The organism is Bradyrhizobium sp. USDA3010 (assembly GCF_056429065.1).
Genome location: NZ_JBWJZD010000007.1, coordinates 241,029 through 263,246, shown reverse-complemented (window position 1 = coordinate 263,246; position 22,218 = coordinate 241,029). Strand labels below are relative to the sequence as shown.

The following is a 22,218-nucleotide window of genomic DNA, read 5'->3' as shown; positions in this document are numbered from 1 at the left end:
CATAAGGCCCGACGAGACCGCGGGCGAACGACGGCGAGCAATACCGCCGCAGGAGGAAACATGCGCGAGGAATTCTGGTTTCATTTCCCGTTTCGCGTCCGCTATTCCGAAGTCGACGCCCAGGCCGTGGTGTTCAACGCGCACTACCTGACCTACTTCGATACCGCGATAACAGAATATTTCCGCGCGCTCGGCTACGACTATCTCGGCGAGGTCGCGCGGACCGGCATCGACTTTCACACCGTGAAATCGGTGGTCGAGTACAAGGCGCCGATCCGGTTCGACGAGGACATCGAGGTCTGCGTGCGGGTCGCGAAGATCGGCCGTTCCTCGATCGTGCTTACACTCGCGATCTTCGCCAAGGGCTCCGACGACCTGCGCGCGACCGGCGAGATCATCTGGGTCGCCACAGATCAGAAGACCCACCAATCGGTCGCGGTGACCGAAGACCTGCGCACGCTGATCGCGAGCCGGGAAACGGCGCTGGCGCGCGGGTAAGCGCCAGATATCGGTTTCAACACGGCACAAAACCAAACAGGCGCCGAAGACGTCGGCAACTCAACGTCCTCAGCGCCCGCTTGCAGCGAAATGATTTGATCGTTTGAGCATGATCTTTTCGGAAATCCGCTTCGCACTTTTCCGGATCATGCTTGCGGCTTACTCCTCCACGGGCTCCTCGCCCTCGGCATCGCGCTCGGGCGTACCGGCAAGGATCTGCTCGGCGATCAGGCCAGAGTTCTGGCGGATCGCAGCTTCGATCTTGGCGGTGATGTCGGGATTCGCCTTCAGGAACGCCTTGGAGTTCTCGCGTCCCTGGCCGAGCCGCTGGCTGTCATAGGAGAACCAAGCGCCGGACTTCTCGACGATGCCGGCCTTGACGCCGAGGTCGAGGATCTCGCCCATCTTGGAGACGCCCTCGCCGTACATGATGTCGAACTCGACCTGCTTGAACGGCGGTGCCAGCTTGTTCTTCACCACCTTGACGCGGGTGGTGTTGCCGACCACCTCGTCGCGCTCCTTGATTGCGCCGATGCGGCGGATATCGAGGCGGACCGAGGCATAGAACTTCAGCGCATTGCCGCCGGTCGTGGTCTCCGGCGAGCCGTACATCACGCCGATCTTCATGCGGATCTGGTTGATGAAGATCACCATGGTGTGGGACTTGTTGATCGAGGCGGTGAGCTTGCGCAGCGCCTGGCTCATCAAGCGCGCCTGCAGGCCCGGCAGCGCATCGCCCATCTCGCCCTCGAGCTCGGCCTTCGGCACCAGGGCCGCAACCGAATCGATCACCAGCACGTCCACCGCACCGGAGCGCACCAGCGTGTCGCAGATTTCCAGCGCCTGCTCGCCGGTGTCGGGCTGCGAGATCAGGAGCTCGTCGATGTTGACGCCGAGCTTGCGCGCATAGACCGGGTCGAGCGCGTGTTCGGCGTCGATGAAGGCGCAGATGCCGCCCTTCTTCTGGCCTTCCGCCACGGTGTGCAGCGCCAGCGTGGTCTTGCCCGACGATTCCGGCCCGTAGATCTCGACGACACGCCCCTTCGGCAGACCGCCGACGCCGAGCGCAATGTCGAGCCCCAGCGATCCCGAGGACACCGTCTCGACATCCATCGAACGGTCGTTCTTGCCGAGCTTCATCACCGAGCCCTTGCCGAACTGACGCTCGATCTGGGAGAGCGCGGCTGAGAGGGCCTTGGACTTGTCCATGGAGGATCCTTCGACGATACGCAGTGCAGTAGCGGACATTTGGGATGTGCTCCTTATGGCGGGGATTCGCTAGCGGGAAAAACGGGCGATGCGATCAGGCGGAACGCGTTGTTGATAGGAACCTCGTACCACGTTTGTTCTGTGTTCGCAATATGTTCTTTTTGGCGTGTTGGTACTGTCCGTATTTAAGCCCCTGTGTCCTAATTTGAATTTGAGAGTGTCCTAATTCCGATTAAGCGAGCGGAAACCATGGCTTGGCCGTTGTTCTCGGTAGGACTACTGAGTCGGCAATCCAATGTTCTGTCGATAGCAATTCTTATTGTCCGACAACTGTTCTTCTCCACAGGGGAGAAGAGTTACCGGAGTTCTCCGTGGGCGAACGGAGTTTCTCTATGTTATTGCCCGCCGAGTTCCATGTGGGATAATCCCCTCAATTCGGGGGAACTGTCCATGAAGGACATGCAGGCGCACTTAGAAAAGCTTCGGGTCGAAGCTGAGGAGTGCGAGCTAATCAGCAAGCTCGCTACTAACGAGACCAAGAAGGCGCTATTCGCCAAGTTGGCTGCCCATCACCGCACGTTGGCCGATGAAGTTGAGCGAGCGATGAATTCTCCGCAGACCTAAAAGTAAGGCCGCCTCAGTTGGTGGCCTCTTTCGCGTCCCGTTCCAGCCGTTCTGGCGCTTCACCTAGTGCCTCCAGCATGGTCTCAACGATCTCGCCACGCGATCAGCTTGAGGTGGTTCTGAGGGTTGGAAGGCGTCTTGACTTCAATCCAAAGAAACGGCCCCAGCGCCCTTGGAGATCGATGCTGGAGTCGTTTCGCCGCTCCGCCGAATCGAAGGCCGAGCCGTCCCGACCGATCGCCCGTGATAGCCAATTTGGGACATGTGCTGTGGCACAAATTGTATAGGCTCCCAGCTATCAGGATTTTGCACACCTTCCTGGGGCTAGGGCCAGCGCCGTCCGCAAGCATTTCAAGCGGGCGGCGTTGTGCTGTCAGGCATCAGCCCGAATGAAACCGGGCGGATCCGGGCACGCCGACGGGAGCCGTTGTCGAAGCGTCTGGGCTGCGGCGTTGCGCGATCCGTAGTTCTCCGGGGCAGAACAAAGTTCCGCGAGCAGGCGGCTCCGCGTTCGTCTCGACTTCATCAGATAATCAACGAGTTGCCGAAGGATTTGGCGACGCCGGATCACGATTGGCACAATTTGCATACTACCTTGGTACCCCTCCTGACGCCCAAAAAAACTACGTAGCGTTCAAAGGAACACTCGGGTTCCGGCAGTGTTCGTAACATTGGCTTGTCCGGCCGACGCACTGATTGCGCGTGATTGCGCATCGCGATGCAAGGCGACGCCGCCGGCGAACGGATCCACTTCGGGATCCGCAACGACGTCCAAACGGGCGCGACGATTCACTCCATCCTTTGACGGGTGTTAATTACTAATACAACCTTTGATTTAAATATCGACGACCGCCATTCATTCGCGGAACCGTTCCATATGATTCACAAGGGCGTCGAATTCAGCGTCACGCAGCTCATGCCCGGCGTCTGGAAATGGCGTTTCCAGATCGGCGATCGTGTCTTCACGGGCAAGACCGAAGCAAAGCTCGACCTGTTGGCGATCCGCCGCGTCCAGCTGCGGATCGACCGCGAGCTGAACAATCTCGGGCTCGGACGGACCCGCGGACGCCGCGATCAGGACTGAGACGCAGTCCGTCCGGCAAGCATCAGTCCGCGCTTGCCAGCCGCCGCATCGTGAACTCGATGTCGCCGCCTGGCAGCTCGCGCCAGCTCTCGACGGCGCTCATATAGGCGGCCTTCGGGTAGCGATTGAGAAAGTCGCGCGCCCGCAGGCGGGCCTGATCGCGCGGCAGGCTGAAGGTCTCGCGCAGATAGCCGTCATCCGGCTTGCGCCGGGCGGCCATCCGGCTGGCGAGATCGCGCGGACGAAACACCATTGCCGCAACTCCGGAATAGAGCCCCGTTCCGATTGAATCGGAACCGGGTTCTAGATTTCTAGTTGTGACGCGTTTTCTTCACGCGAACCGGTATCCACTTCGCTCGAAAACGCTCCAACTGACGACGCCCCCAATATAGGGGCGGCGCCACAAGAATCCGAGTCTGCGGGAAAACCGGCGAAGCCGGCCCAAACGGGGCTTACTGGCTGCGCTGCGCGGAGCCTCCGGGCTGCGCGGAGCTCCCGGTCTTGGTCTTCGGCTTGGCGGGAGGATGGGCTGCCGCCTTCGGCGCATCGCTGCGCACCGCGCCCCAAGGATCGGCCGATCCCTTGGCATCCGGAATCTTGCTCAACGAGTCCTTGTAGGCCTTGTCGTTGATCGCGTCGCGATCCTTCTCCTCCTGGGTCTTGGTCTTGACCTCAGGCATCAGATTGACGTTCGGTATTTGCGCATAGGCCGGCGCCGACAGCAGCACCGCAACCGCAACTGCGCTCAAAACTCTCATAAGAACGCTCCTTGCATTTTCGTCAGCGGTATATCACCCCAAGAAAGCCGCCGCCAAGCGCGCCCGTCCCTGCCCTAGAGGTGGTCTGACTTGCAGGATTTCGGCGACTGCATCCAGTCGTCCCAGATCGGACCGCACCGCGTGCAGCCGCCAAGCGCAAGTCCGATCGCGATCACGCCGCCCAGCAATACCAACCTGCGAAACATGGACGCCCCCACCACCGACGAGGGGCAATTGGGCGCCGAAACTGGGGCATTTTCAAGCCGGGCACGGCGCTTGCAACGCAGCGCCCGCGCGCCTGAGCACAGCGCCGGCGCAGCGTCCGCGCGATGGTTTGACCGGACGGCCCCCCAAACTACACTGCGCAACAAAGCAGAAAAGGAATCGACGACATGACTTTGGCGATGAGCTGGGACGAATGGACGCGGCATGACGGGACGGCGCTTGCCGAGCGCGTCCGCAGCGGCGAGCTGACGCCACGGGAGCTGGCGGCGCAGGCTGCCGCCGCCACAGCCAAGGTCGATCCCGTGCTCTCCGGCGTGGTCGAGCTGTTCGACGACGTGATCGCCGATCCCGCGCGCGACGGCGCCGATCTCAACGGCCCGTTCGCCGGCCTGCCCTTCCTGATGAAGGATCTCGGCCCCACGCTTAAAGGCCGGCTGCAGGAAATGGGCTCGCTGATGATGCGCGGCAACCGCGCCGCGGCCGACACCTTCCTGACCACGAAGCTGCGCAGGGCTGGTCTCAACCTGATCGGCCGCACCACCACGCCGGAGTTCGGGGTCTGCAGCTCGGCCGAGAACCCCGCGGTCTATGTCACGCGCAATCCCTGGAACACCGACTACACCACCTGCGGCTCGTCGGCCGGCAGCGCGGCGATGGTTGCCGCCGGCGCCGTTCCGATCGCGCATGCGACCGACGGTGGCGGCTCGATCCGGATTCCCGCCGGCGTCAACGGCAATATCGGGCTGAAAGTGTCGCGCGGCGTGTTCTCGCTCGCACCGCATCTGTCCGATCTCACAGGCCTCGTCTCGATCCAGGGCTGCCAGTCGCGCTCGGTGCGCGACACCGCCGCCTTCGTCGATAGCTGCCGCGGCCCGGCGCCCGGCGAGTTCATGCCGTTCTGGACTCCGCCGGAGCCCTATACAGCGATGATCGCGCGCGACCCCGGCCGGCTCAGAATCGCGCTGTCGCACACCTGGGGCGACTATCGCGCGACGCCGCATATCGCAGCCGAGCTCGAGCGGGTCGGACGTTTCCTCGAGGGCCTCGGCCATCAGGTCGATTACGCCCTGCCATCGATCGACTATCGCGAAGCCTTCGCGGCACAGACCACCTGCTACATCAGCAATTTCGCCGTCGTGATCGGCAACATGCTCGCGGCGCGCGGACTCGAGCGGCCCCCAGCGGACCTGATCGAGCCGATCAACATCCGCATCTGGGAGCATGGCCGCGACTTTAGCTTCGCCGACCGTGCCCGCATGCAGGCTGTCTTCAACACGACCGCGCGCGGCTTCGGTGCCTTCTTCGAGGATTGGGACATCATCCTGACGCCGATCACCGCGCTGCCGACACCGAAGATCGGCACCAAGGAATATCTCACCATCAGCGACAACCCGTCGGTGCTGGACTGGTTCGGCAATCTCTGGCGCAACTTCGCCTTCACGCCGCTCGCCAATCTCTGCGGCATCCCCGCAATCTCGCTGCCGCTCGCGACCAACGAGCACGGCCTGCCGCTCGGCATCCAGGCGATCGGCAAGCAGGCCGATGACGGCCTCCTGTTGCAGCTGGCCGCCCAGATCGAACGGGCGATCGACGGCAAATGGAATGACGGCAAGCGGCCTGGCGTGCATGTCACGCGCAACTAGGCAACAGACAGCAAACAAGACATCAGCGGAGGAAACGGAACGTCATGCAGCAGGCCGGTGAATTCGGGATCGACGACGCGAAACGCGTGCTCGGCGACGTCTTTGCGCCATGGGTGCAGGACCTCAATCTGTCGATCGAGCAGTTCGACATCGCGCCGCCCGCGGGCGGCGATGCCGACTGGCAGCCCGGCGCCATCCTGCGCATGCCGTTCTCGGAGCGGTTGTGCCGCAATGGCGGCATCGTCTGCGGCCAGGCACTGATGGCGTTCGCCGACACCGCGATGGTGCTCGCCAATCTCGCGGCCAACAAGGGCTATCGTCCGATGACGACGGTCGACCAGACCACGCACTTCATGCGCGCGGTGACCGCGTCCGACGTGCTGGCCGACGCGCGTGTGGTGCGGCTCGGCCGCACCATGAGCTTCGGCCGCGTCACGCTGCTCTCTGCCACCGACAACAAGCCGGTGGCGATGGTGTCGAGCGCATTCGCGATGCTGCCGGGATAGAGCATGATCCGGAAAAGTGTGAAGCGGTTTCCCGGTGAAATCATGCTCAAACTAAAGTTACTTGCAGCGCGCGGCGCGCGCCGCCGAACTACGCCGCCTTGACGCGACGCCTCCTGCGCCAACGCCAGAGCAGTGCGACGAGCACGATCAGCACCACACCGGCCGCGAATGCCTTGGCAGCAAACCGTCCGCCGGGACGATCGATCAGGCGCGTGAGAAGCGACACGCCCTCGCCCTGGCGCGGCAGCCGAAATGCCACCACGCTGTCGCCGATCGATGTGCCGCCCTCGGAATGGCCGCCGGCGCCGATCACGACATACTGCTCGCCCTTCCAGAGATAGGTCATTGGATTGGCGACGCCCGGCACCGGGAGCCGGCCGAGCCACAACTGCCGGCCCGACTTGACATCGAACGCGCGCAGATAGGCGTCCATCGCGCCGGTGAACACCAGTCCGCCCGCGGTGATCGCGACGCCGCTGAGCAGCGGCGTGCCGGTATTGAGCGCGATGCCGAGCGGCGCGAGATCCTCGCTGGTGCCGACCGTCGCATGCCAGAGGATCCTGCCGGCCTTGAGGTCGACCGCCACCGTCTCGCCCCACGGCGGCTTGTTGCACGGCGACCCAACCTCCGTACTCGCCAGCGCCCGCGACATCGCAAACGGCGAGCCCTGCTGCTGGCCGAAATCATGGCCGGGCGGCGGATTGAAGCCCTTGGCCTGGTCGCGCGGAATCAGCGTGATGACGTGCGCCGCGTGACTCACATTGGCGAACAGGATCTGGTTGACCGGATCGAAGGCAGCACTGCCCCAGTTCACGCCGCCGCCGGTCATCGGATAGACGATCGTGCCCTGCGTCGACGGCGGCGTGTAAAGCCCCTCATTGCGGGATTGCGCGAGCAGCGTCTTGCAGGCCGCGCTCCCGACGCCCGGCAACAGGCCGCGGACATCATCGGCCGTCATCCGCTGCGTCAGCAGCGGCGGCACATGGGTCGGGAACGGCTGTGTCGGCGACAGTTTCTCGCCCTCGGCGCCGTTCTGCGGCACCGCGCGCTCCTCGACCGGCCACACCGGCTTGCCGGTGTCGCGATCGAGCACGAACACGAAGCCCTGCTTGGTCGGCTGGATCACGACGTCGCGCATGCCATTGCCAGTGTCGATCCGCGCCAGCGTCGGCTGTGCCGGCAGGTCATAGTCCCAGACGTCGTGATGCACGGTCTGGAATGCCCATGCGAGCTCCCCGCTCTCGATGCGCAGTGCGACGACGGAATTGGCATGCTCGTCATTGCCGGGACGCTTGCCGCCCCAGAAATCGGGGCTGGGCGATGTCGTCGGCAGGAACACCAGGCCGCGCTCCTCGTCCACCGACATCGGCGCCCAGACGTTGCTGTGGCCGGCCTCGACGCCGTCATGCACCAGCGGATCGAAGGTCCAGCGCGGCTGGCCGGTCCGTGCATCGAAGGCGCGCACCACGCCGATCGGCGCATCGACCCGCCGGTTGTCACCGATCGCGGATCCGACCACGACCACACCGCGTCCCGTCACCGGCGCCGACGTGATCTGAAACTCGCCCGGCCATTCCAGCTTCATCCCGGCGTCGATCTTGATCTCGCCATTGTTGCCGAAATCGGCACAGGGCTTGCCGGTCCTGGCATCGAGCGCGATCAGGCGCGTGTCATTGGTGCCGGTGAAGATGCGTGACTTGCAGGCAGTGCCCTCAGCCGCACGATCATCGGTCCAGTGCGCGACACCACGGCAGACGAAGCGATTGGCCGGCCGCTGCGCCATGCTGATCTTCGGATCGAAACGCCATTTCTGCGCACCGGTGCCCGGATCGAGCGCGATCACCTCGTTGAACGGCGTGCAGAAGATCAGGCTGTCCTCGACGAACAGCGGCGTCACCTCGAACTTGGTGCGCTTCATGACCTCGGGCGGACGCGCGTCGAGATCGCCGGTGCGGAATTCCCAGCCGCGCACCAGCGTGCCGACATTGTCTGTTGTGATCTGCGTCAGCGGCGAGAAGCGCTGTCCGCCACGGTCGCCGCCCCAATACTCCCAGGCGAGCGCCGGCCGTACACACAGCACCAGCGCGGCAAGCAGGCGAAACAGCGACCGCATTGCGTCCTCCCGCGAGATGCGACCATCAAACGCCACATCTCATGCGGGGAAACCCTTTACGCGATCGGCGCGTCAGTATCCACCCCTGCGATAACCGCCGCCATAATGGCCGCGATAACCACCGCCGCCGATGCCAATCCCGATTCCGATCGGCGGCCCGACCGGCTCGTAGACCACGGCCGGAGGCGGCCGCCGCACCACCACGACGTCGTCCTCGACCACGACGCGCGGCGGGCGCTTGCCGGCGCGCCGCGGCGGATCGGGATCGGCACGTTTCTTCACGGGCGCTGCGGCCTTCTGCTGCTCCTGCGGCGGCGCGGCGTTGCAGGGACAGGTCGGAGCCGCCAGCGCGACGTTGGTTGCGGGCACACTGAGCGCGGCGGCGGGTGTCAGATCGGGACGGTAGCGCAACCGTTCGATCATCTTGCGCGCGGTCGCTGTCAGATCGCTGTCGGGGTACAGCACGAGGAAGCTGCGATAGCCCGCCGCCGTGTTGGCGAGCATGGCATCGTTCCAAGCCACCATGCGGCGATGCCGGTCGAGCCAGTCGCGCGCCTGCAAGCCGCGCGGCGTGCCGACGAAGATCGCAGCGAAGGCTTCATAGGCTTCATCGGTGCCGTCGACCACCATCAGTTCGTTTGCAACCTCGATCGGCTTGCCCTGCAATTCGCGCTTCCATTCGTCGACGGTGCGCTTGGCCGCGGCCGGCACCGGCGTGGCCGCGGGCGGCGCTGACGTACCTGCCATGAAGCGGAAGTCGTCGGTGAGCGACGAGGAGTCCCACGGCGTCTGGCGGCCGTCGGTCGCCTTGTTCACTGCAAGGCGGACGCGCTTGAAGGTATCCTCGATTGGAATCCCCGGCTCCTTCGCCGAGGCCAGCAACGCAGTCGTATAGGGGCTGTTGGCGCCGCTGCCGTCCTCCGCTTCGGCACCCGGTGACGTCGAGAACGAGACAAAGGTGCCGGGCGCGCCGATCTTGGCATCGACGATGGCAAGCCCATGCCCCGCGGTCCTGCTGAGTTCAGGGAAGGGATTGTTGCGGCAGGCATCGAGCAGCACGATGCGCATCCGGCTCGGCACCGAGGTCAGCGTGTTCAGGATGTCGTTGAGGCGAACCGCCTGGATCGGGATGTCGGCCTCGCGCTTCGGATCGACATCGACCGGCACCAGATAGTTCTCGCCATCGATCTGCAGGCCATGCCCGGCATAGAACACCAGCGCCACGGTGTCGGCGCCCTTCGCCGCGACCTGGCCGGCGAAGTCGCTGATCCTTGCGCGCATCTCGTCCTGGGACAGATCTGATGCCGTGGTCACGGCAAATCCGGCATCGGTCAGCAGCTGTGACATGGCTCTGGCGTCGTTGGCCGGATTGGGCAGCGCGGGCACCGACTTGTAGGCGGACTGCCCGATCACCAGCGCCAGACGGCTTTCCGCCAACGCCGGCACGACAGCGAACAGGATCGCTGCCGGAACGATCAGGCTGAGGACGGAACGGCGAAGCATGGCGGCCTCCGACAATGAAGATGGGTCGATAGCCGTCAGGTGAAGGTTCATGCCATGCGGCAATCTGCTGCCGCCGGCACCGGTTCTCGCGTCGGAATTGTCGCAGGGATCGGATGGGCCCGGCTATTTCGGCTTCTTGGCTGCATCGGCGGCCGGCTTGGTGACGCCCCAGGGATCATATTTCTCCTTGGGCTCGGGGATACGATCGAGCGCGGCCTTGTAGGCCTTCTCGTCGACCTTAGGCTTCTGCTCCGTCTTGGTATCGCTCCCCCCGCCGCCTCGCCGGCCCTGGGCCAGGGTCGGTGTCGCGATCAGCGCCAGAATGACGGCAGCAACCGTGAAGCTTTTCATGTCAGTCTCTCTCCCCCGCAGCCGTAGAAACATCCGGCAACACCTCTACCCCAAACATAGCTTGTCGCTCGACATTTGTTGATCGACAAAGCGCCGCGCGATGCGAATTCAGCGCCATCAGGGGGGCGCAATATGGGCGGCGGCACATTAAATTAACTCAATGGGACAGGGACAGGTACAAGTGGCGGCGCTGCTGGCCGGCGCCGCCTTGATGTTGAGTGGCTGCGGGCTGGCGGACAGCCACGCGGTGTGGCCTGACGTGTTAAAGGTCAAGGCCACCGAGCCGGCGCCGCTCGAAACGCCGCCGGACGTCAAGCGGCTGGTGGCCGGCAAGCTGGATTCGGTGTTCACGGCCGGCTCGCAGCCGACCCATGTGCGGGTCTCCGCTCCGCTGCACGACCCCCGCGGCACCGGCTGGACCGCCTGCGTGCGCGCCGAACTGACTTCGGTGATCGGCAAGCCGCTCGGGACGCAGACCTATCGCGTCTTCATCAATGACGGCGCGATCTTCGATCGCCGGCAGGTGGAGGCCGACGACAACTGCGTGACCGAGACTTACGAGCCGGTCGAAAGCTCCGTCCAAGAAGCGCAGCGAAGTCCCAAGCCGTAGCAATTGACGCACTGCCGCGGCATGAGCCCGCACAGCGCGAGCGCCGCGCGCGTGACGGCGGTATGCTGAACGCCGCCTTAACATGACCGCTCAAATTGCCGGATGGCCTCAACGGCATTTTCCATTTCTTTCCGCTAGCGTTGCCCGCGATGAACGTAAGGCTAATCAGCCTTGCCGACCGGGGAAACATGGGACGTGGCCGATATTGCTGATCAGGCAATGATCCGCCGTGCATCGCGCAAGGATGCCACGGACGATCGCGCGTTGCCGCCGCTGTCAGCCGCGCCGGTCGGCGCATGGCGTGCGCTTGCCGAGCGCGCGATCGAGGCCAATGGCTACTACCAACCCGACTGGGAATTGGCAGTCGATGCCTCCGCGCGCGGCCGCACCGGCGCATCGCTGCTCAGCGCCACCGGCGATGCCGGGCAATTGATCGGATTGTTGCCGGTCGTGCCTTTGCGCCGAATCTACCGGATCCCCCTGCCCGCGATGGTCGGCGCCGAACCCTACGGCACGCTGTGCACGCCGCTGCTCGACCGCAATGCCGCCGAGCAGGCCGCCGGCAAGATGCTGCAGCAGGCACGCAATGCGGGTGCGCACGCGCTGATCCTGCGCACCATGTCGCTCGAGGGGCCGGCCATGGCCGCGATCCGCGCGGTGCTCGCGCGCGACGGCTTGCAGCCGCGCGTGCTGAGCGCCTATCAGCGCGCCCAGCTCGATGCGACGCGCGATGCCGATGAACTGCTGCGCGACGCGCTCGGGCCCAAGAAGCTGAAGGAGCTGCGCCGGCAGCGCCATCGCCTGTCCGACCACGGCGCGGTGCGCTTTGACGTCGCGCGCACCCCGCGCGACGTTGCGGCGGCGCTCGAGACTTTCCTTGTACTCGAAGCCGGCGGCTGGAAGGGCCAGCGCGGCACCGCGCTCAGCCAGCATGCCGGCGACGCAACCTTCATCCGCCGCGCGACGTCGGCGCTGGCCGAGACTGGCCGCTGCGAGATCGTCATGCTGCATGCGGGCGGCACGGCGGTTGCGGGCGGCATCGTGGTGCGCCATCAGGACCGCGCCTTCTTCTTCAAGATCGGCATCGACGAGCGCTTTGCGAAGCATTCGCCAGGCGCACAATTGACGCTGGAGCTGACGCGCCATCTCTGCGCCGATCCTGCGATCAATTCGGCCGATTCCACCGCGGCGCCCGGCCATCCCATGATCGACCCGATCTGGCGCGGCCGCTTCGCGATCGGCGACGTGCTGCTGCCGCTGCGGCGGCGCGATCCGCTGGTCGCCGCCGTTTATGCCGCGCTGACCCTGAACAATCTCGCCTACGAGGCCGCGCGCGGCGCCGTCCACTTCATCCGCAGCCGGCGCGGCAAGCCCGGATGACACGGTCCCCCTTACGCGAGCCCGCGCGGATCGAGGCGGCCTTGTTCACCGCGACCAATGGTTTACCTTTTCGTAGCCATGCAGACACATCAAGAAACAATAAGTTCCCGCCGTCAGGTTGGTGTCAGCTGGCCCTTCTAGCGTTGTGGCGCGCTGTTTCTCAGGCAGCGCATGCCCTTGCCTGGAAAGCTTCATCGGATGGAAACATCGGGTGAGGCTTTCTGCCGCTGCACGCCCGGCCCAACCATCCTCTGCGTTACTGCAATGGCGAATGCGGGGCCGGCAGCATGATGGTCGAGTGCATCTCCTCGAGCAGCTGCGTTCCCTTGCCCAAAAATTCCAGCCAGGCCGGATCCTTCATCGCCCCGCCGCGCGCCGCCGCGCGAGCGTTGAGATCGGGATAGGCCCAGATGTGGCAGACCTCGTTGGGCTGCCCGGAATCGGTGTGCCAGAGGCCGACGATCTTGGAATATTTCTCGCGCTCCGGCAGCACGCCGGTGATGAGATCGAGCCATTGCTTGACACCGCCGAGCGGCTTGGCGCGATAGTTGCGGAATTCGTAGATGTTGCCCTTGGTCGCAGGCGCCACCGGCGGAATGATCGCATTCAGCAGCCGGACCTCCTGGCGCACCAAGAGCGGACGGATCGCCGGAATGTACTCGCCGGTCCAGCGCGGGTTCTTCGCAAGCTCGGCACGCAGCCGGGCCCGCTCGTTGAGATCGGCGTAGCTCCACATGTGCATGACCTGATTGAGCGGCCCGATCTCGGTGATCCAGTAGCCTTCCAGCTTGCCGAAATTGTCGGCGCGGATGTCGCGCGAGATCGTGCTCGCCGCCTTCACCATCTCGCCGACGGTCCCTGGACGTACCGTGTAGGTGCGCAGCTCATAGATCATGATGGTCTCCCTGATTGCTTCCGATGGATCGTGTGGGCAAACGAAAGAGCCCGGCATGCGCCGGGCTTTCGTGAACGACTGCGGACTACTCGGCCGCCTGCGCGTTGATCTCGGCGGAAACCTCGCGGATGGCGCGGGCGAGCTGCTCCGCCGGCTGGGCGCCGGATACCGCGTATTTCTGCGCGAACACGAAGGTCGGCACGCCCGATATCCCCTTCTCGGAGGCTTCCTGCGCTTGCGCGGACACCAGCGCCACATCCTCGTCGGTGGCGAGGCGCTTGCGCACGTCGGCGGCGTCGAGCCCGATATCGGATGCCGCCTGCACCAGCACATTGGTGTCGGTGAGATCGCCGCCGTCGCGGAAATACAACTCCATCAGGCGCTGCTTCATCTCGGCCGCCTTGCCCTTGGCCTCAGCCCAGTGGATCAGGCGATGGCAGTCGATCGTGTTGGGCTGCCGCTTGACGAGCTCGGGATGGTAGGTCAGCCCCTCCTCATTGGCGGCGGCGACCACACGGCCGGCGATGCCCTTGTAGGCGTCGACCGAGCCGAACTTGGCGGTGAGATATTCCTCGCGGCTGATGCCCTCGCGCGGCACCCAATTGTTGAGGAAGAACGGCCGCCAGTGCACCTCGACCGGCACATCAGGCACCAGCTTGAGCGCATCCTCGATGCGATGTTTGCCGATGTAGCACCAGGGGCAAACGACGTCGGAGACGATATCGAGGCGAAGCGGCTTCAGATCGCTCATGGCAGGGTTCCCGGCGGAATTGGAACACCAAAAGTAGACCGAAAGTGTCCCGAGACAAGCCGCTATTTCATACTGGCTGCCATCTGCCGCATCCGCTCGGCGGTCAGTTCGTCGGCGGGGAAGAAGGTCTCCAGCGCCAGTTCCTGCAGCGTGATGTCGACCGGGGTGCCGAACACCATGGTGGTCGAGATGAAGCTCAGGATCTCGCCATTGAGGCGGAGCTTGAACGGGAGCGCGACGTTGTTGTCGGGGGTGATCGGGGCGGCCCGCGCCGGGATCGGATAGGACTTCAGGTCCTGATAGAGCTTGAGCAGCTCCGGATCGGCCGTTGCCTCGCACTGCCGATGCAGCCGCTCCAACAGATGCGCTGCCCATTCCGCCAGGTTCACGGTCCGCGGCGCGAGGCCTTCCGGGTGAAACGCCAGCCGCAGGATGTTGAAGGGCTGGCCGAGCAGCCGCTGCGGCACGCCCTCGAGCAGCGGCGCCACCATGCGGTTGGCGGAGACCAGATTCCAGTGCCGGTCATAGGCCAGCGCCGGATTGGGCTCATGCGCCTTCAGCACCAGGTTGATCGCCTCACGCGCCGATTTCAGCGCGGGATCATCCAGCGAGCGTTGCGGGAATGCGGGTGCGAAACCCGCGGCGACCAGCAGCACGTTGCGTTCGCGTAGGGGCACGTCGAGGCGCTCCGCCAGTTTGAGGACCATGTCGCGCGACGGCGCCGAGCGGCCGGTCTCGACGAAGCTCAAATGCCGCGCCGAGATCTCGGCATCGACAGCGAGGTCGAGCTGGCTGAGATGGCGGCGCTGCCGCCACTCGCGCAGGTGCTCGCCGATCAGGACGGGTTTTGCGGGCTCGGCCCGCGCCATGGATGCATGTGCGTTCATGGTGCAAAACCTACCATGCGAAATTCGCCCGTTCCATTACGCCCGAGGTAATCGAATTGGCGCGCACGGCGGCTCATCTTCCGCGGCACAGGAGATGACCATGCTGATGCTGTCCCTTATCCGCGCCCTCGCCGTCCTGATCCCGTGGCTGGTCCATCTGGCCACCTGGCTGGTCGCGCGCTCGCTCAACATGCCCCAGCCGCTCGTGCACGCGACCAGCATGTTCGTGTTCGCGCAGGTCTATGCGGTCGAGATGCGGGTCGGCAAGGGCCTGTGGCGTCAGCTGCAGTCCCTGATGCGCTGAAAACCCATCCCAACCCGAGGAGACGCTGCCATGATCCATTCGTCCCAGCTGCTGCGCCGCGCCTTGCTTGCCGATGCCGTGTTCAGCGGCATATCCGCCATCGCGATGGTGCTCGACACCGGCGCGCTGGCCTCGCTGCTCGGCCTGCCGGAAGCGCTGCTGCGCGAGACCGGGCTGTTCCTGATCGCCTACACGGCGCTGGTCGGCTGGCTCGGCGCGCGAACCTCGCTGCCGAAAGGACCCGTGATCCTCGTGGTCGCCGGCAATGCGGCCTGGACGCTTGCCAGCATCGCGCTGCTGCTCTCGGGCGCAGTGTCGCCGAACCTGCTCGGCATCATCGTGATCCTCGCCCAGGCGATCGCCACCGGCGTGTTCGCCGAGCTGCAATACATGGGCTTGCGGAAGAGCGAGGGCGTGGTGCCGGCGTAACGGCAGCCGCCTGCTGTGATTGCGAGCGAAGCGAAGCAATCCATCGAGCCACATGTGCGGAAGCACGGATTGCTTCGTCGCTTCGCTCCTCGCAATGACGGGGTCGGAGTGCGACCTTACTGCACGGCCCCCGCCTCGCTTCGCCGAAATCTCTCGCCAACCCCGAGCATCACGCCCCGCCCGCTGGCGACACCCATCTCGAGGCTCGAAGCGATGCGCCGCGCGCGCTCGATGAAATGAAGTGCCGCGACCGCCGGGCATAGTTCGTGCGCCGTCGCCTCGAACAGTTCGAGCCAGCGGTCGAAATGCGCGGCATCGACCGGCAGCGGCATGTGCTTGACCATCGGCGTGCCGTGATAGCGCCCGGTCATCAGCGCGACCGACGACCAGAACGCGCACATCTGGGCCAGATGCGGCTCCCAATTGGTGATCCTGGCCTCGAACACCGGCCCGATCATCGGGTCCTTGCGGACCTTGGCGTAGAAGCCGTGCACCAGCTGCTCGATCATGGCCTCGGTGATCCCGGTCCGCGCGACGATCTCGGCGGTGATCTGCTCGCGGCGCTCTGCTCCCGTCATTCGCTCACATCCTAAATGGGTATTTTAAATACCTATTTAGACTGCTATAGCGGATCCGCCAAGGGCTGATTTCGAAGGGCTTCCATGCGCCTGACATCATTCACGGATTTTGCGCTGCGCGCGCTGATGCGGCTGGCCGGCGAGCCGGACCGCTCATTTGCCACAAGCGAGATCGCGGCCGAGTTCGGCATTTCCCGCAATCACCTCGCCAAGGTGGTGCGCGACCTCGCGGAGGCCGGCTTCATCGCGACCCAGCGCGGCGCCGGCGGCGGGTTCTCGCTGGCGCGCGCCCCACAGGCGATCACGCTCGGCGAAGTGGTGCGCGCGCTCGAAGGCGGCAGCGCGCTGGTCGAATGTTTCAGGGATGATGGCGGCGATTGCGTGCTGCTGCCACGCTGCCGCCTGAAGGCGAGGCTCGCGGCGGCCCGCGAGGCCTTCATGCGCGAGCTCGACGGAACCACGCTCGCCGAATGCGCCTATCTGCCGCGTCCTGCGCGCCATTCGGCGCGCGCGTCATGACGATCGTCGAACCTGATCGGTCTCGGAACTCAGGCCTGCAGCATCCGCGCGGCGCCGCGCTTTGAAGGGGCCGCCCGCTTGCCGGTCGCAGCCGTCAGGCTGTGGCCGTTGAGGTGCTTGCCGTTCAAGGCCTTGCTATTTAGAGCCTTGCCGTTCAGGCCGTTGCCATTCAGAGCCGCGCCATTCGACGTCTTGCCATTGCCGAGCTTGCCGTTTGCTTTGGCAGCTTTCTTCGCACTGGCCTTCCTCTGCCTCGCCCGCATTTCAGCGAGCTTCTCGGCCTCACGCTTGGCTTTCCGCTCGGCCTTTTCCTTCAGCCGGAGCCGCTCCGCCCTCGCCTCCGCGCGCTTCTTCTTGCGCTTCTTCTCGCAGGCATCACACTTGCACCCGATCGGCTTCAGATAGGCCTTGAAATAGTCGGTTCCATAGTCGTAGTTGATCTCGTCGCCCGGCTCGATGTCCTTGATGGCGCGGATGAAGACCTTGCGCTTGCGCGGCTTGACGTCGGATTCCGCGTTCGGCCTGCAGGCGTGGTTGATGTAGCGGGCGACGTTCTCGCGGATCGAGCCGTCGATGGTCCATCGGTTGGTGAGCTCGAACAGATATTTGTTCTCGATCGCGTCCTCATCCTTCTTCTTCGAGTCGAGCAACGGCCCGAAATAGCGGATGATCTTGGTGCCTTTCTTGATCGGCTTGGTGGCGAAAAGGCCAAGGCCAGTACGGGAACGGCCGACGCGATAGGGCTTTTGCGATGATGATGCGGGCATGACGATCGAGGCTAAGGCACGCAAGGTGCACGCGACAGAAGTTGCGAAGCCGCCCTTCTAGGACGATTCCGCGCGCCTGTCAGGTGTTTCCCGCGTGTCTGTTGAACCTTCCCCAGATTGCATATGTCAGGCACAAAGTAACGTCCGGATTGCAGGTTTCCCCTGATGAAATACCCTGCTTTTGCAACAATCGTTATGGCGCTTGCCTGCGCAAATCCTGGTCAGGCTGGCGCTGAGACGATCAGCAGCAGCTACACGTCGACCGCGCCGAAGGCCTGCCGCATGATCGGCAAGCCCAACGAAGAGGACGGCAGCGCCACGCGGGTCTGCCCGGGGAAATCCGGCCTTGTGGTGCTGATCAACGAAGGCGATCTGCGCGAAGTGGTCTCGGTGGGCCGAAACCGCGCGGCAGCAGCCAGGGAACCGGCGGCGCAGGCCTGGTTCGGCCCGTTCAGCTCGACCGGCGATACGGTCGAATGGCGTGCCGCCGGCAGCAAGCCCTTTGCGATCATCCAGCGCTGGCAGATCGCCGACAGCAGCGAGCAGGACAAGCGCGGCGGCCCGGTCTCACGGGCGATGCTCGCCGTGACGCGGCTGCCGCCGGGCGAGGTCTGTCACGTCGCCTATGTCGACGTTGCCGCCAATCCCAACGCCAACGCGCTGGCGCGGCAGGCCGCCGACGATTTCGCCCGCGATTTCAAATGCGGCGCGGACCAGGTGAAAACGATCGGACAGAGCGGCCGCTCGACGTTGCTGACGAAACGCTAGAACGCCGCCGCAGGCGCAATATCGGTTACGGCCGCGCTGAGCGGCCCGCGGACAAACGCAGCATCGCGGTCAACAACGCTTCCACTGAAGTGCCCTCGGGCGACCGATCGAGAATCGTCTTGAGGCGGCCGTCGAGCAGCAGCATGGTAAAGCCATGCACCAGCGACCAGGCCGACGCGATCGCAGCCGCCTGGTCCAACGTAAGCTGCTCCTTGGAAATCTGCTCATGTCGGCTGGCGCCGACGCCGCGGGTCAGCCCGGCGAACGACGCCTCGGACGCCTCGTGCAGTGACGGCCGCTCATGATCGAGCCGCTCGCTGCGGAACATCAGCCCATACATGCCGGGATGCGCCTGCGCATAGGCGACATAAGCCTTGGCGCTCGCCACTCCCTTTTCGGGCGTCGTCGCCGCTGAAGCGTCCGCCGCTGCCATCGCCTGGCCGAATTGCCGGAAGCCGATCGCCGCGAGCTCACTGAGCAATCCGGTGAGATCGCCGAAATGATGCGTGGGCGCGGCATGCGACACGCCGGCCTCGCGCGCCACCGCACGCAATGTCAATCCCGCCAGTCCATCACGCTCGAGCACGCGCTCCGCGGCCTTCAATAGCGCTTCATGCAGATCGCCATGATGATACGGCGTGTCATTGGTCCGGCGCCGCGGTGCCGAGCGATCGGCTGCACGCGCAACCCGGCGGGTCGGAGCCCGTGTTGGACGAGTCGCCTTGTTTTCTTTGGACAATCTTGCCATGCGGCTCTTATATGTCGCAATTTTTACACTGTAAAGATTTTGCTTGACGATCGATCGCGTCATCCCTACTGATATCTTTACGGTGTAAAGATCATAATGCAGGGAGAAGCGGAATGCTCGATCAGGTCACCTCCAACACGGCGCGGACCAATCTGGCGCCCATCCCGTTTGAAGCCGATGCGCCGTTCCTGAAGGTCACAGGCGAATTGCCGCGCGAGCTGAACGGCACGCTGTACCGCAACGGCCCCAATCCGCAGTTCGAGGCGCCGGGCGCGCACTGGTTCGTCGGCGACGGCATGCTGCACGCCTTCCATCTCGAGAACGGCCGCGCCAGCTACCGCAACCGTTGGGTCCGCACCCCGAAATGGCAGGCCGAGCATGACGCCGGCCGCGCGCTGTTCGGCGGCTTCGGCCGCAAGATGCCGGACGCCCCTGCCAACATCACGACCGACGGCGGCGTCGCCAACACCAACATCATCTTCCATGGCGGCCGCCTGCTCGCGCTCGAGGAAGGCCATCTGCCGACCGAGATCGAGCCTGGCACGCTCGATCGCCTTGGCTATTGCGACTACAAGGGGGCGATCTCCGGGCCCTTCTCGGCGCACCCGAAGATCGATCCGGTCACCGGCGAGATGGTGTTCTTCGGCTACAACGCCGCGGGTCCGCTGACACCGGCGCTGTCGTTCGGCGCGGTGAGCCCATCCGGCGTGGTGACGCGGTTCGAGCGGTTCGAGGCGCCCTATGCCAGCATGGTGCATGACTTCATCGTCACCGAGAACCACGTGCTGTTTCCTATCCTGCCGATCACAGGCAGCATGCAGCGCGCGATGCGCGGCCAGGCGCCCTATGCCTGGGAGCCGGAGAAAGGCGCCTATGTCGGCGTGATGAAGCGCAGCGGCGCATCGAAGGACATCGTCTGGTTCCGCGCCGAGACCTGCTACGTGTTCCATGTCATGAACGCGTGGGAAGAGGGCAATCGCATCATCGCCGACGTGATGCAGTTCGAGGAAGCGCCGCTGTTCAACCATCCCGACGGCTCGCCGACCGATCCCAAGAAGAACCGCGCGCGCTACTGCCGCTGGACCTTCGATCTCTCAGGCAATATCGACCGCTTCACACAGGCCTATCTCGACGATCTCACCGGCGAATTCCCCCGCGTCGACGATCGCCGCGCGGGCCTTGCGAGCAATCACGGCTGGTACGCCTGCGCCAACCCCGATCTGCCGATGTTCGGTGCGCTGTCCGGCATCGTGCATGTCGACGGCCGTGGCAAGCGGCTCGGCCATTATCTGTTGCCCGCCGGCGACACGATCTCCGAGCCCGTCTTCGTCGAGCGCGGCGCTGATGCCGCAGAAGGCGACGGCTGGCTGCTCGCAGTGGTCTGGCGCGCCCGCGAAAACCGCAGCGACCTCGCCGTCTTCAACGCAAGGGATGTCGAGGCGGGTCCCGCGGCGCTGGTCCATCTCGGCCATCGCGTGCCGGACGGTTTCCACGGCAATTGGGTGGGGGCGAAGTAGCTGCGCGTCACTCCATGCGTGAGAATACCCTGTCCCTTCACTCGTCTTGCCCGGGCTTGTCCCGGGCATCCACGTCTTTGTTGGTTCTTGCAGGAAAGACGTAGATGGCCGGGCCAAGACGGCCGCCAGAACGCGAAGCGGCCTACGGTCGCTTGTGCATCAATCTGAAAAACTCATCTTCTCAGGACGGCATCACGATTTTGACACTGTAAAGATTTCGCTTGACGCCTCCTCCGCCCGCCTCTAGGTTATCTTTACGCTGTAAAGATCAGCCTTCGAGGCTCCCAATGACGATCTTCCTGATCCTCGCCCCTTACGGCGCCTTCGCCACGCTGATGCTGGTGACCTCGGCCACGGTGAGCTTGCTTGCTGCCGCGCTGATCTGCCTTGGCGTCATCGCGTTCGATATCGCGCGCGGCCGCAGCATCAAGATCCTCGGCGTCGGTTCGGTGATCGTGTTCACCGCAGTCGGCAGCTACCTCACCTTCGTCGATCCGACGCCAAGCACGATCGCGGTGAAGATCGCCGTCGATGCCGGCATCCTGCTGGTGTCGCTCGCCTCGATCCTGATCGGCCATCCCTTCACGCGGCAATATGCGCTCGAGCAGGTCGATGCCGAGATCGCAAAGCAGCCGGGCTTCCTCACAGCCAACTACCTGATCACCGGAGCCTGGACCGCTGCGACGCTGTTGATGTTGATCGGCAACATCGCGGTGCTCTATGTGCCGGCCCTGCCGCTGTGGACCGGCCTCCTGATCGCCTTCGCCGCCCGCAACGCCGCGGTGTGCTTCACGCGCTGGTATCCGCACTATCGCGCGGCCAAGTACGGGACGCCGCCGGCTGGCGCGCTGCCGTCACGCTAGACGCTGCAACAACAACATCACAGCGATCATCCTGCCTGAGGAAACGGAAACCACGAAGATGAAGAGCGTATTTGCCAGGCTCGCGAGCGACTTCCTCTCCACCATCGTGTTCCTGGTGGTCTATCTCGCCACCGACAATGTCCTGATCGCCACCGCTGTCGCGATCGTGGGTGCAATTGCGCAAGTGCTCTATGCGCGCGTCAAGGGACAGGCGCTCGGCTACATGACCTGGGCGAGCCTTGGGCTGGTGGTCGTGCTCGGCGGCGCGACTCTGCTGACCAACGATCCCCGCTTCGTGCTGGCGAAGCCCGCGATCGGCCACATCGCGATCGGCGCGATCATGCTCAAGCGCGGCTGGATGCTGCGCTATCTGCCGCCGATCGTGACCGAGACCATTCCGGAATACGCGACCCTCGCCGGCTACGCGTGGGCCGGGCTGATGTTCATCCTCGCCGCCGGCACCATCGCGATCGCGGCGACCGGCGACATGAAGCTATGGGCGTTCTACGTGTCGGTGGTGCTGGTCGGCGCCAAGATCGCGGCGTTCGCGATCCAGTACGTCGCCTTCCGCTTCCTGGTCGGCAACCGGCTCCGCGCCGCCGCCCGCGCCTGATCGCCGCAGCCGCGAACTAGGCGCGCGCGCCAAGATAGGCTATACCCGCGCACGCTTTTTACCGGAGGGGAGACA

At 64.6% G+C, this 22,218-nt stretch carries 27 protein-coding genes; 14 read left to right on the top strand and 13 right to left on the bottom strand.

Annotated elements, in window-relative coordinates:
- Nucleotides 1-60 precede the first annotated feature (60 nt).
- Nucleotides 61-498, top strand: a complete 438-nt coding sequence (locus tag AC066Y_RS14420; protein ID WP_478274432.1) for an acyl-CoA thioesterase — start codon at nt 61-63, stop codon at nt 496-498.
- A 159-nt stretch (nt 499-657) separates the two neighbouring features.
- Here AC066Y_RS14420 and recA read toward each other — a convergent pair whose 3' ends face one another.
- Nucleotides 658-1,746, bottom strand: coding sequence for a recombinase RecA (recA, locus tag AC066Y_RS14415; protein ID WP_456722246.1), 1,089 nt, complete (start codon nt 1,744-1,746; stop codon nt 658-660).
- Nucleotides 1,747-2,157: 411 nt separating this feature from the next.
- Between recA and AC066Y_RS14410 the strand changes: the two genes are divergently transcribed.
- Entirely contained in the window at nt 2,158-2,331 is a 174-nt protein-coding gene (locus tag AC066Y_RS14410) for a hypothetical protein (RefSeq protein ID WP_478274431.1), read from the top strand.
- Between the two features lie 877 nt (nt 2,332-3,208).
- Nucleotides 3,209-3,415 carry a hypothetical protein gene (locus AC066Y_RS14405; RefSeq protein ID WP_478274430.1) on the top strand — a complete coding sequence of 69 codons (207 nt, stop codon included), beginning with the start codon at nt 3,209-3,211 and terminating at the stop codon, nt 3,413-3,415.
- Nucleotides 3,416-3,437: 22 nt separating this feature from the next.
- Here the strand turns inward: AC066Y_RS14405 and AC066Y_RS14400 are convergent, their stop codons facing one another.
- The 3 genes from AC066Y_RS14400 to AC066Y_RS14390 form a co-directional block, all read right to left on the bottom strand.
- Nucleotides 3,438-3,668, bottom strand: a complete 231-nt coding sequence (locus tag AC066Y_RS14400; protein ID WP_478274429.1) for a hypothetical protein — start codon at nt 3,666-3,668, stop codon at nt 3,438-3,440.
- A gap of 199 nt (nt 3,669-3,867) precedes the next feature.
- Nucleotides 3,868-4,173, bottom strand: a complete 306-nt coding sequence (locus AC066Y_RS14395) for a hypothetical protein (RefSeq protein WP_478274428.1) — start codon at nt 4,171-4,173, stop codon at nt 3,868-3,870.
- A gap of 74 nt (nt 4,174-4,247) precedes the next feature.
- The gene (locus tag AC066Y_RS14390) at nt 4,248-4,379 is read right to left on the bottom strand and encodes a hypothetical protein (RefSeq protein WP_050421256.1); all 132 of its coding nucleotides are present in this window, start codon (nt 4,377-4,379) and stop codon (nt 4,248-4,250) included.
- Between the two features lie 186 nt (nt 4,380-4,565).
- Between AC066Y_RS14390 and AC066Y_RS14385 the strand changes: the two genes are divergently transcribed.
- On the top strand, nt 4,566-6,041 hold the full coding sequence (locus AC066Y_RS14385) for an amidase (protein WP_478274427.1): 1,476 nt from the start codon (nt 4,566-4,568) through the stop codon (nt 6,039-6,041).
- 44 nt (nt 6,042-6,085) lie between these two features.
- The gene (locus tag AC066Y_RS14380; protein ID WP_478274426.1) at nt 6,086-6,547 is read left to right on the top strand and encodes a PaaI family thioesterase; all 462 of its coding nucleotides are present in this window, start codon (nt 6,086-6,088) and stop codon (nt 6,545-6,547) included.
- Nucleotides 6,548-6,635: 88 nt separating this feature from the next.
- On the opposite strand, the gene AC066Y_RS14375 is transcribed toward AC066Y_RS14380, so the two are convergent.
- From AC066Y_RS14375 to AC066Y_RS14365, 3 genes are all read right to left on the bottom strand, one after another.
- A complete protein-coding gene (locus AC066Y_RS14375; RefSeq protein WP_478274425.1) occupies nt 6,636-8,660 on the bottom strand; it encodes a pyrroloquinoline quinone-dependent dehydrogenase in 2,025 nt (674 codons plus the stop codon).
- 72 nt (nt 8,661-8,732) lie between these two features.
- Nucleotides 8,733-10,163: a caspase family protein gene (locus tag AC066Y_RS14370; RefSeq protein ID WP_478274424.1), complete on the bottom strand. Its 1,431-nt coding sequence runs from the start codon at nt 10,161-10,163 to the stop codon at nt 8,733-8,735.
- A gap of 123 nt (nt 10,164-10,286) precedes the next feature.
- Nucleotides 10,287-10,514: a hypothetical protein gene (locus tag AC066Y_RS14365; protein ID WP_478274423.1), complete on the bottom strand. Its 228-nt coding sequence runs from the start codon at nt 10,512-10,514 to the stop codon at nt 10,287-10,289.
- A 181-nt stretch (nt 10,515-10,695) separates the two neighbouring features.
- On the opposite strand from AC066Y_RS14365, the gene AC066Y_RS14360 reads away from it, so the two are divergent.
- Together AC066Y_RS14360 and AC066Y_RS14355 are read left to right on the top strand one after the other, a co-directional pair.
- Complete coding sequence (locus tag AC066Y_RS14360; RefSeq protein ID WP_478274422.1) at nt 10,696-11,124, top strand: hypothetical protein; 429 nt, start codon at nt 10,696-10,698, stop codon at nt 11,122-11,124.
- Between the two features lie 195 nt (nt 11,125-11,319).
- Nucleotides 11,320-12,504: a GNAT family N-acetyltransferase gene (locus tag AC066Y_RS14355; protein ID WP_478274421.1), complete on the top strand. Its 1,185-nt coding sequence runs from the start codon at nt 11,320-11,322 to the stop codon at nt 12,502-12,504.
- 256 nt (nt 12,505-12,760) lie between these two features.
- Here the strand turns inward: AC066Y_RS14355 and AC066Y_RS14350 are convergent, their stop codons facing one another.
- The 3 genes from AC066Y_RS14350 to AC066Y_RS14340 all read right to left on the bottom strand — a co-directional run bounded on the left by AC066Y_RS14350 (nt 12,761) and on the right by AC066Y_RS14340 (nt 15,037).
- The gene (locus tag AC066Y_RS14350; protein WP_229169821.1) at nt 12,761-13,399 is read right to left on the bottom strand and encodes an NIPSNAP family protein; all 639 of its coding nucleotides are present in this window, start codon (nt 13,397-13,399) and stop codon (nt 12,761-12,763) included.
- Between the two features lie 85 nt (nt 13,400-13,484).
- Nucleotides 13,485-14,150 (bottom strand): DsbA family oxidoreductase, encoded by a 666-nt coding sequence (locus AC066Y_RS14345; RefSeq protein WP_478274420.1) that lies wholly within the window; start codon nt 14,148-14,150, stop codon nt 13,485-13,487.
- A 62-nt stretch (nt 14,151-14,212) separates the two neighbouring features.
- Nucleotides 14,213-15,037 (bottom strand): helix-turn-helix domain-containing protein, encoded by an 825-nt coding sequence (locus AC066Y_RS14340; RefSeq protein WP_456762107.1) that lies wholly within the window; start codon nt 15,035-15,037, stop codon nt 14,213-14,215.
- A gap of 94 nt (nt 15,038-15,131) precedes the next feature.
- On the opposite strand from AC066Y_RS14340, the gene AC066Y_RS14335 reads away from it, so the two are divergent.
- Both AC066Y_RS14335 and AC066Y_RS14330 read left to right on the top strand, forming a co-directional pair.
- Nucleotides 15,132-15,341 (top strand): hypothetical protein, encoded by a 210-nt coding sequence (locus tag AC066Y_RS14335; protein WP_478274419.1) that lies wholly within the window; start codon nt 15,132-15,134, stop codon nt 15,339-15,341.
- A gap of 30 nt (nt 15,342-15,371) precedes the next feature.
- Nucleotides 15,372-15,770 carry a hypothetical protein gene (locus AC066Y_RS14330; RefSeq protein ID WP_478274418.1) on the top strand — a complete coding sequence of 133 codons (399 nt, stop codon included), beginning with the start codon at nt 15,372-15,374 and terminating at the stop codon, nt 15,768-15,770.
- A 116-nt stretch (nt 15,771-15,886) separates the two neighbouring features.
- On the opposite strand, the gene AC066Y_RS14325 is transcribed toward AC066Y_RS14330, so the two are convergent.
- A complete protein-coding gene (locus AC066Y_RS14325) occupies nt 15,887-16,348 on the bottom strand; it encodes a group III truncated hemoglobin (RefSeq protein WP_478274417.1) in 462 nt (153 codons plus the stop codon).
- An 84-nt stretch (nt 16,349-16,432) separates the two neighbouring features.
- Between AC066Y_RS14325 and AC066Y_RS14320 the strand changes: the two genes are divergently transcribed.
- Nucleotides 16,433-16,867, top strand: coding sequence for an RrF2 family transcriptional regulator (locus AC066Y_RS14320; RefSeq protein WP_478274416.1), 435 nt, complete (start codon nt 16,433-16,435; stop codon nt 16,865-16,867).
- 29 nt (nt 16,868-16,896) lie between these two features.
- Here the strand turns inward: AC066Y_RS14320 and AC066Y_RS14315 are convergent, their stop codons facing one another.
- The gene (locus tag AC066Y_RS14315) at nt 16,897-17,634 is read right to left on the bottom strand and encodes an SET domain-containing protein (protein ID WP_478274415.1); all 738 of its coding nucleotides are present in this window, start codon (nt 17,632-17,634) and stop codon (nt 16,897-16,899) included.
- 195 nt (nt 17,635-17,829) lie between these two features.
- On the opposite strand from AC066Y_RS14315, the gene AC066Y_RS14310 reads away from it, so the two are divergent.
- Nucleotides 17,830-18,402 (top strand): hypothetical protein, encoded by a 573-nt coding sequence (locus AC066Y_RS14310; protein ID WP_478274471.1) that lies wholly within the window; start codon nt 17,830-17,832, stop codon nt 18,400-18,402.
- Between the two features lie 25 nt (nt 18,403-18,427).
- On the opposite strand, the gene AC066Y_RS14305 is transcribed toward AC066Y_RS14310, so the two are convergent.
- Nucleotides 18,428-19,150, bottom strand: a complete 723-nt coding sequence (locus AC066Y_RS14305) for a TetR/AcrR family transcriptional regulator (RefSeq protein WP_478274414.1) — start codon at nt 19,148-19,150, stop codon at nt 18,428-18,430.
- Between the two features lie 113 nt (nt 19,151-19,263).
- Between AC066Y_RS14305 and AC066Y_RS14300 the strand changes: the two genes are divergently transcribed.
- The 3 genes from AC066Y_RS14300 (at nt 19,264) to AC066Y_RS14290 (ending at nt 22,143) form a co-directional block, all read left to right on the top strand.
- Complete coding sequence (locus AC066Y_RS14300; protein WP_478274413.1) at nt 19,264-20,667, top strand: carotenoid oxygenase family protein; 1,404 nt, start codon at nt 19,264-19,266, stop codon at nt 20,665-20,667.
- Between the two features lie 287 nt (nt 20,668-20,954).
- On the top strand, nt 20,955-21,530 hold the full coding sequence (locus AC066Y_RS14295; protein ID WP_478274412.1) for a hypothetical protein: 576 nt from the start codon (nt 20,955-20,957) through the stop codon (nt 21,528-21,530).
- Nucleotides 21,531-21,588: 58 nt separating this feature from the next.
- Complete coding sequence (locus AC066Y_RS14290) at nt 21,589-22,143, top strand: inner membrane-spanning protein YciB (protein ID WP_478274411.1); 555 nt, start codon at nt 21,589-21,591, stop codon at nt 22,141-22,143.
- Nucleotides 22,144-22,218: the final 75 nt, after the last annotated feature.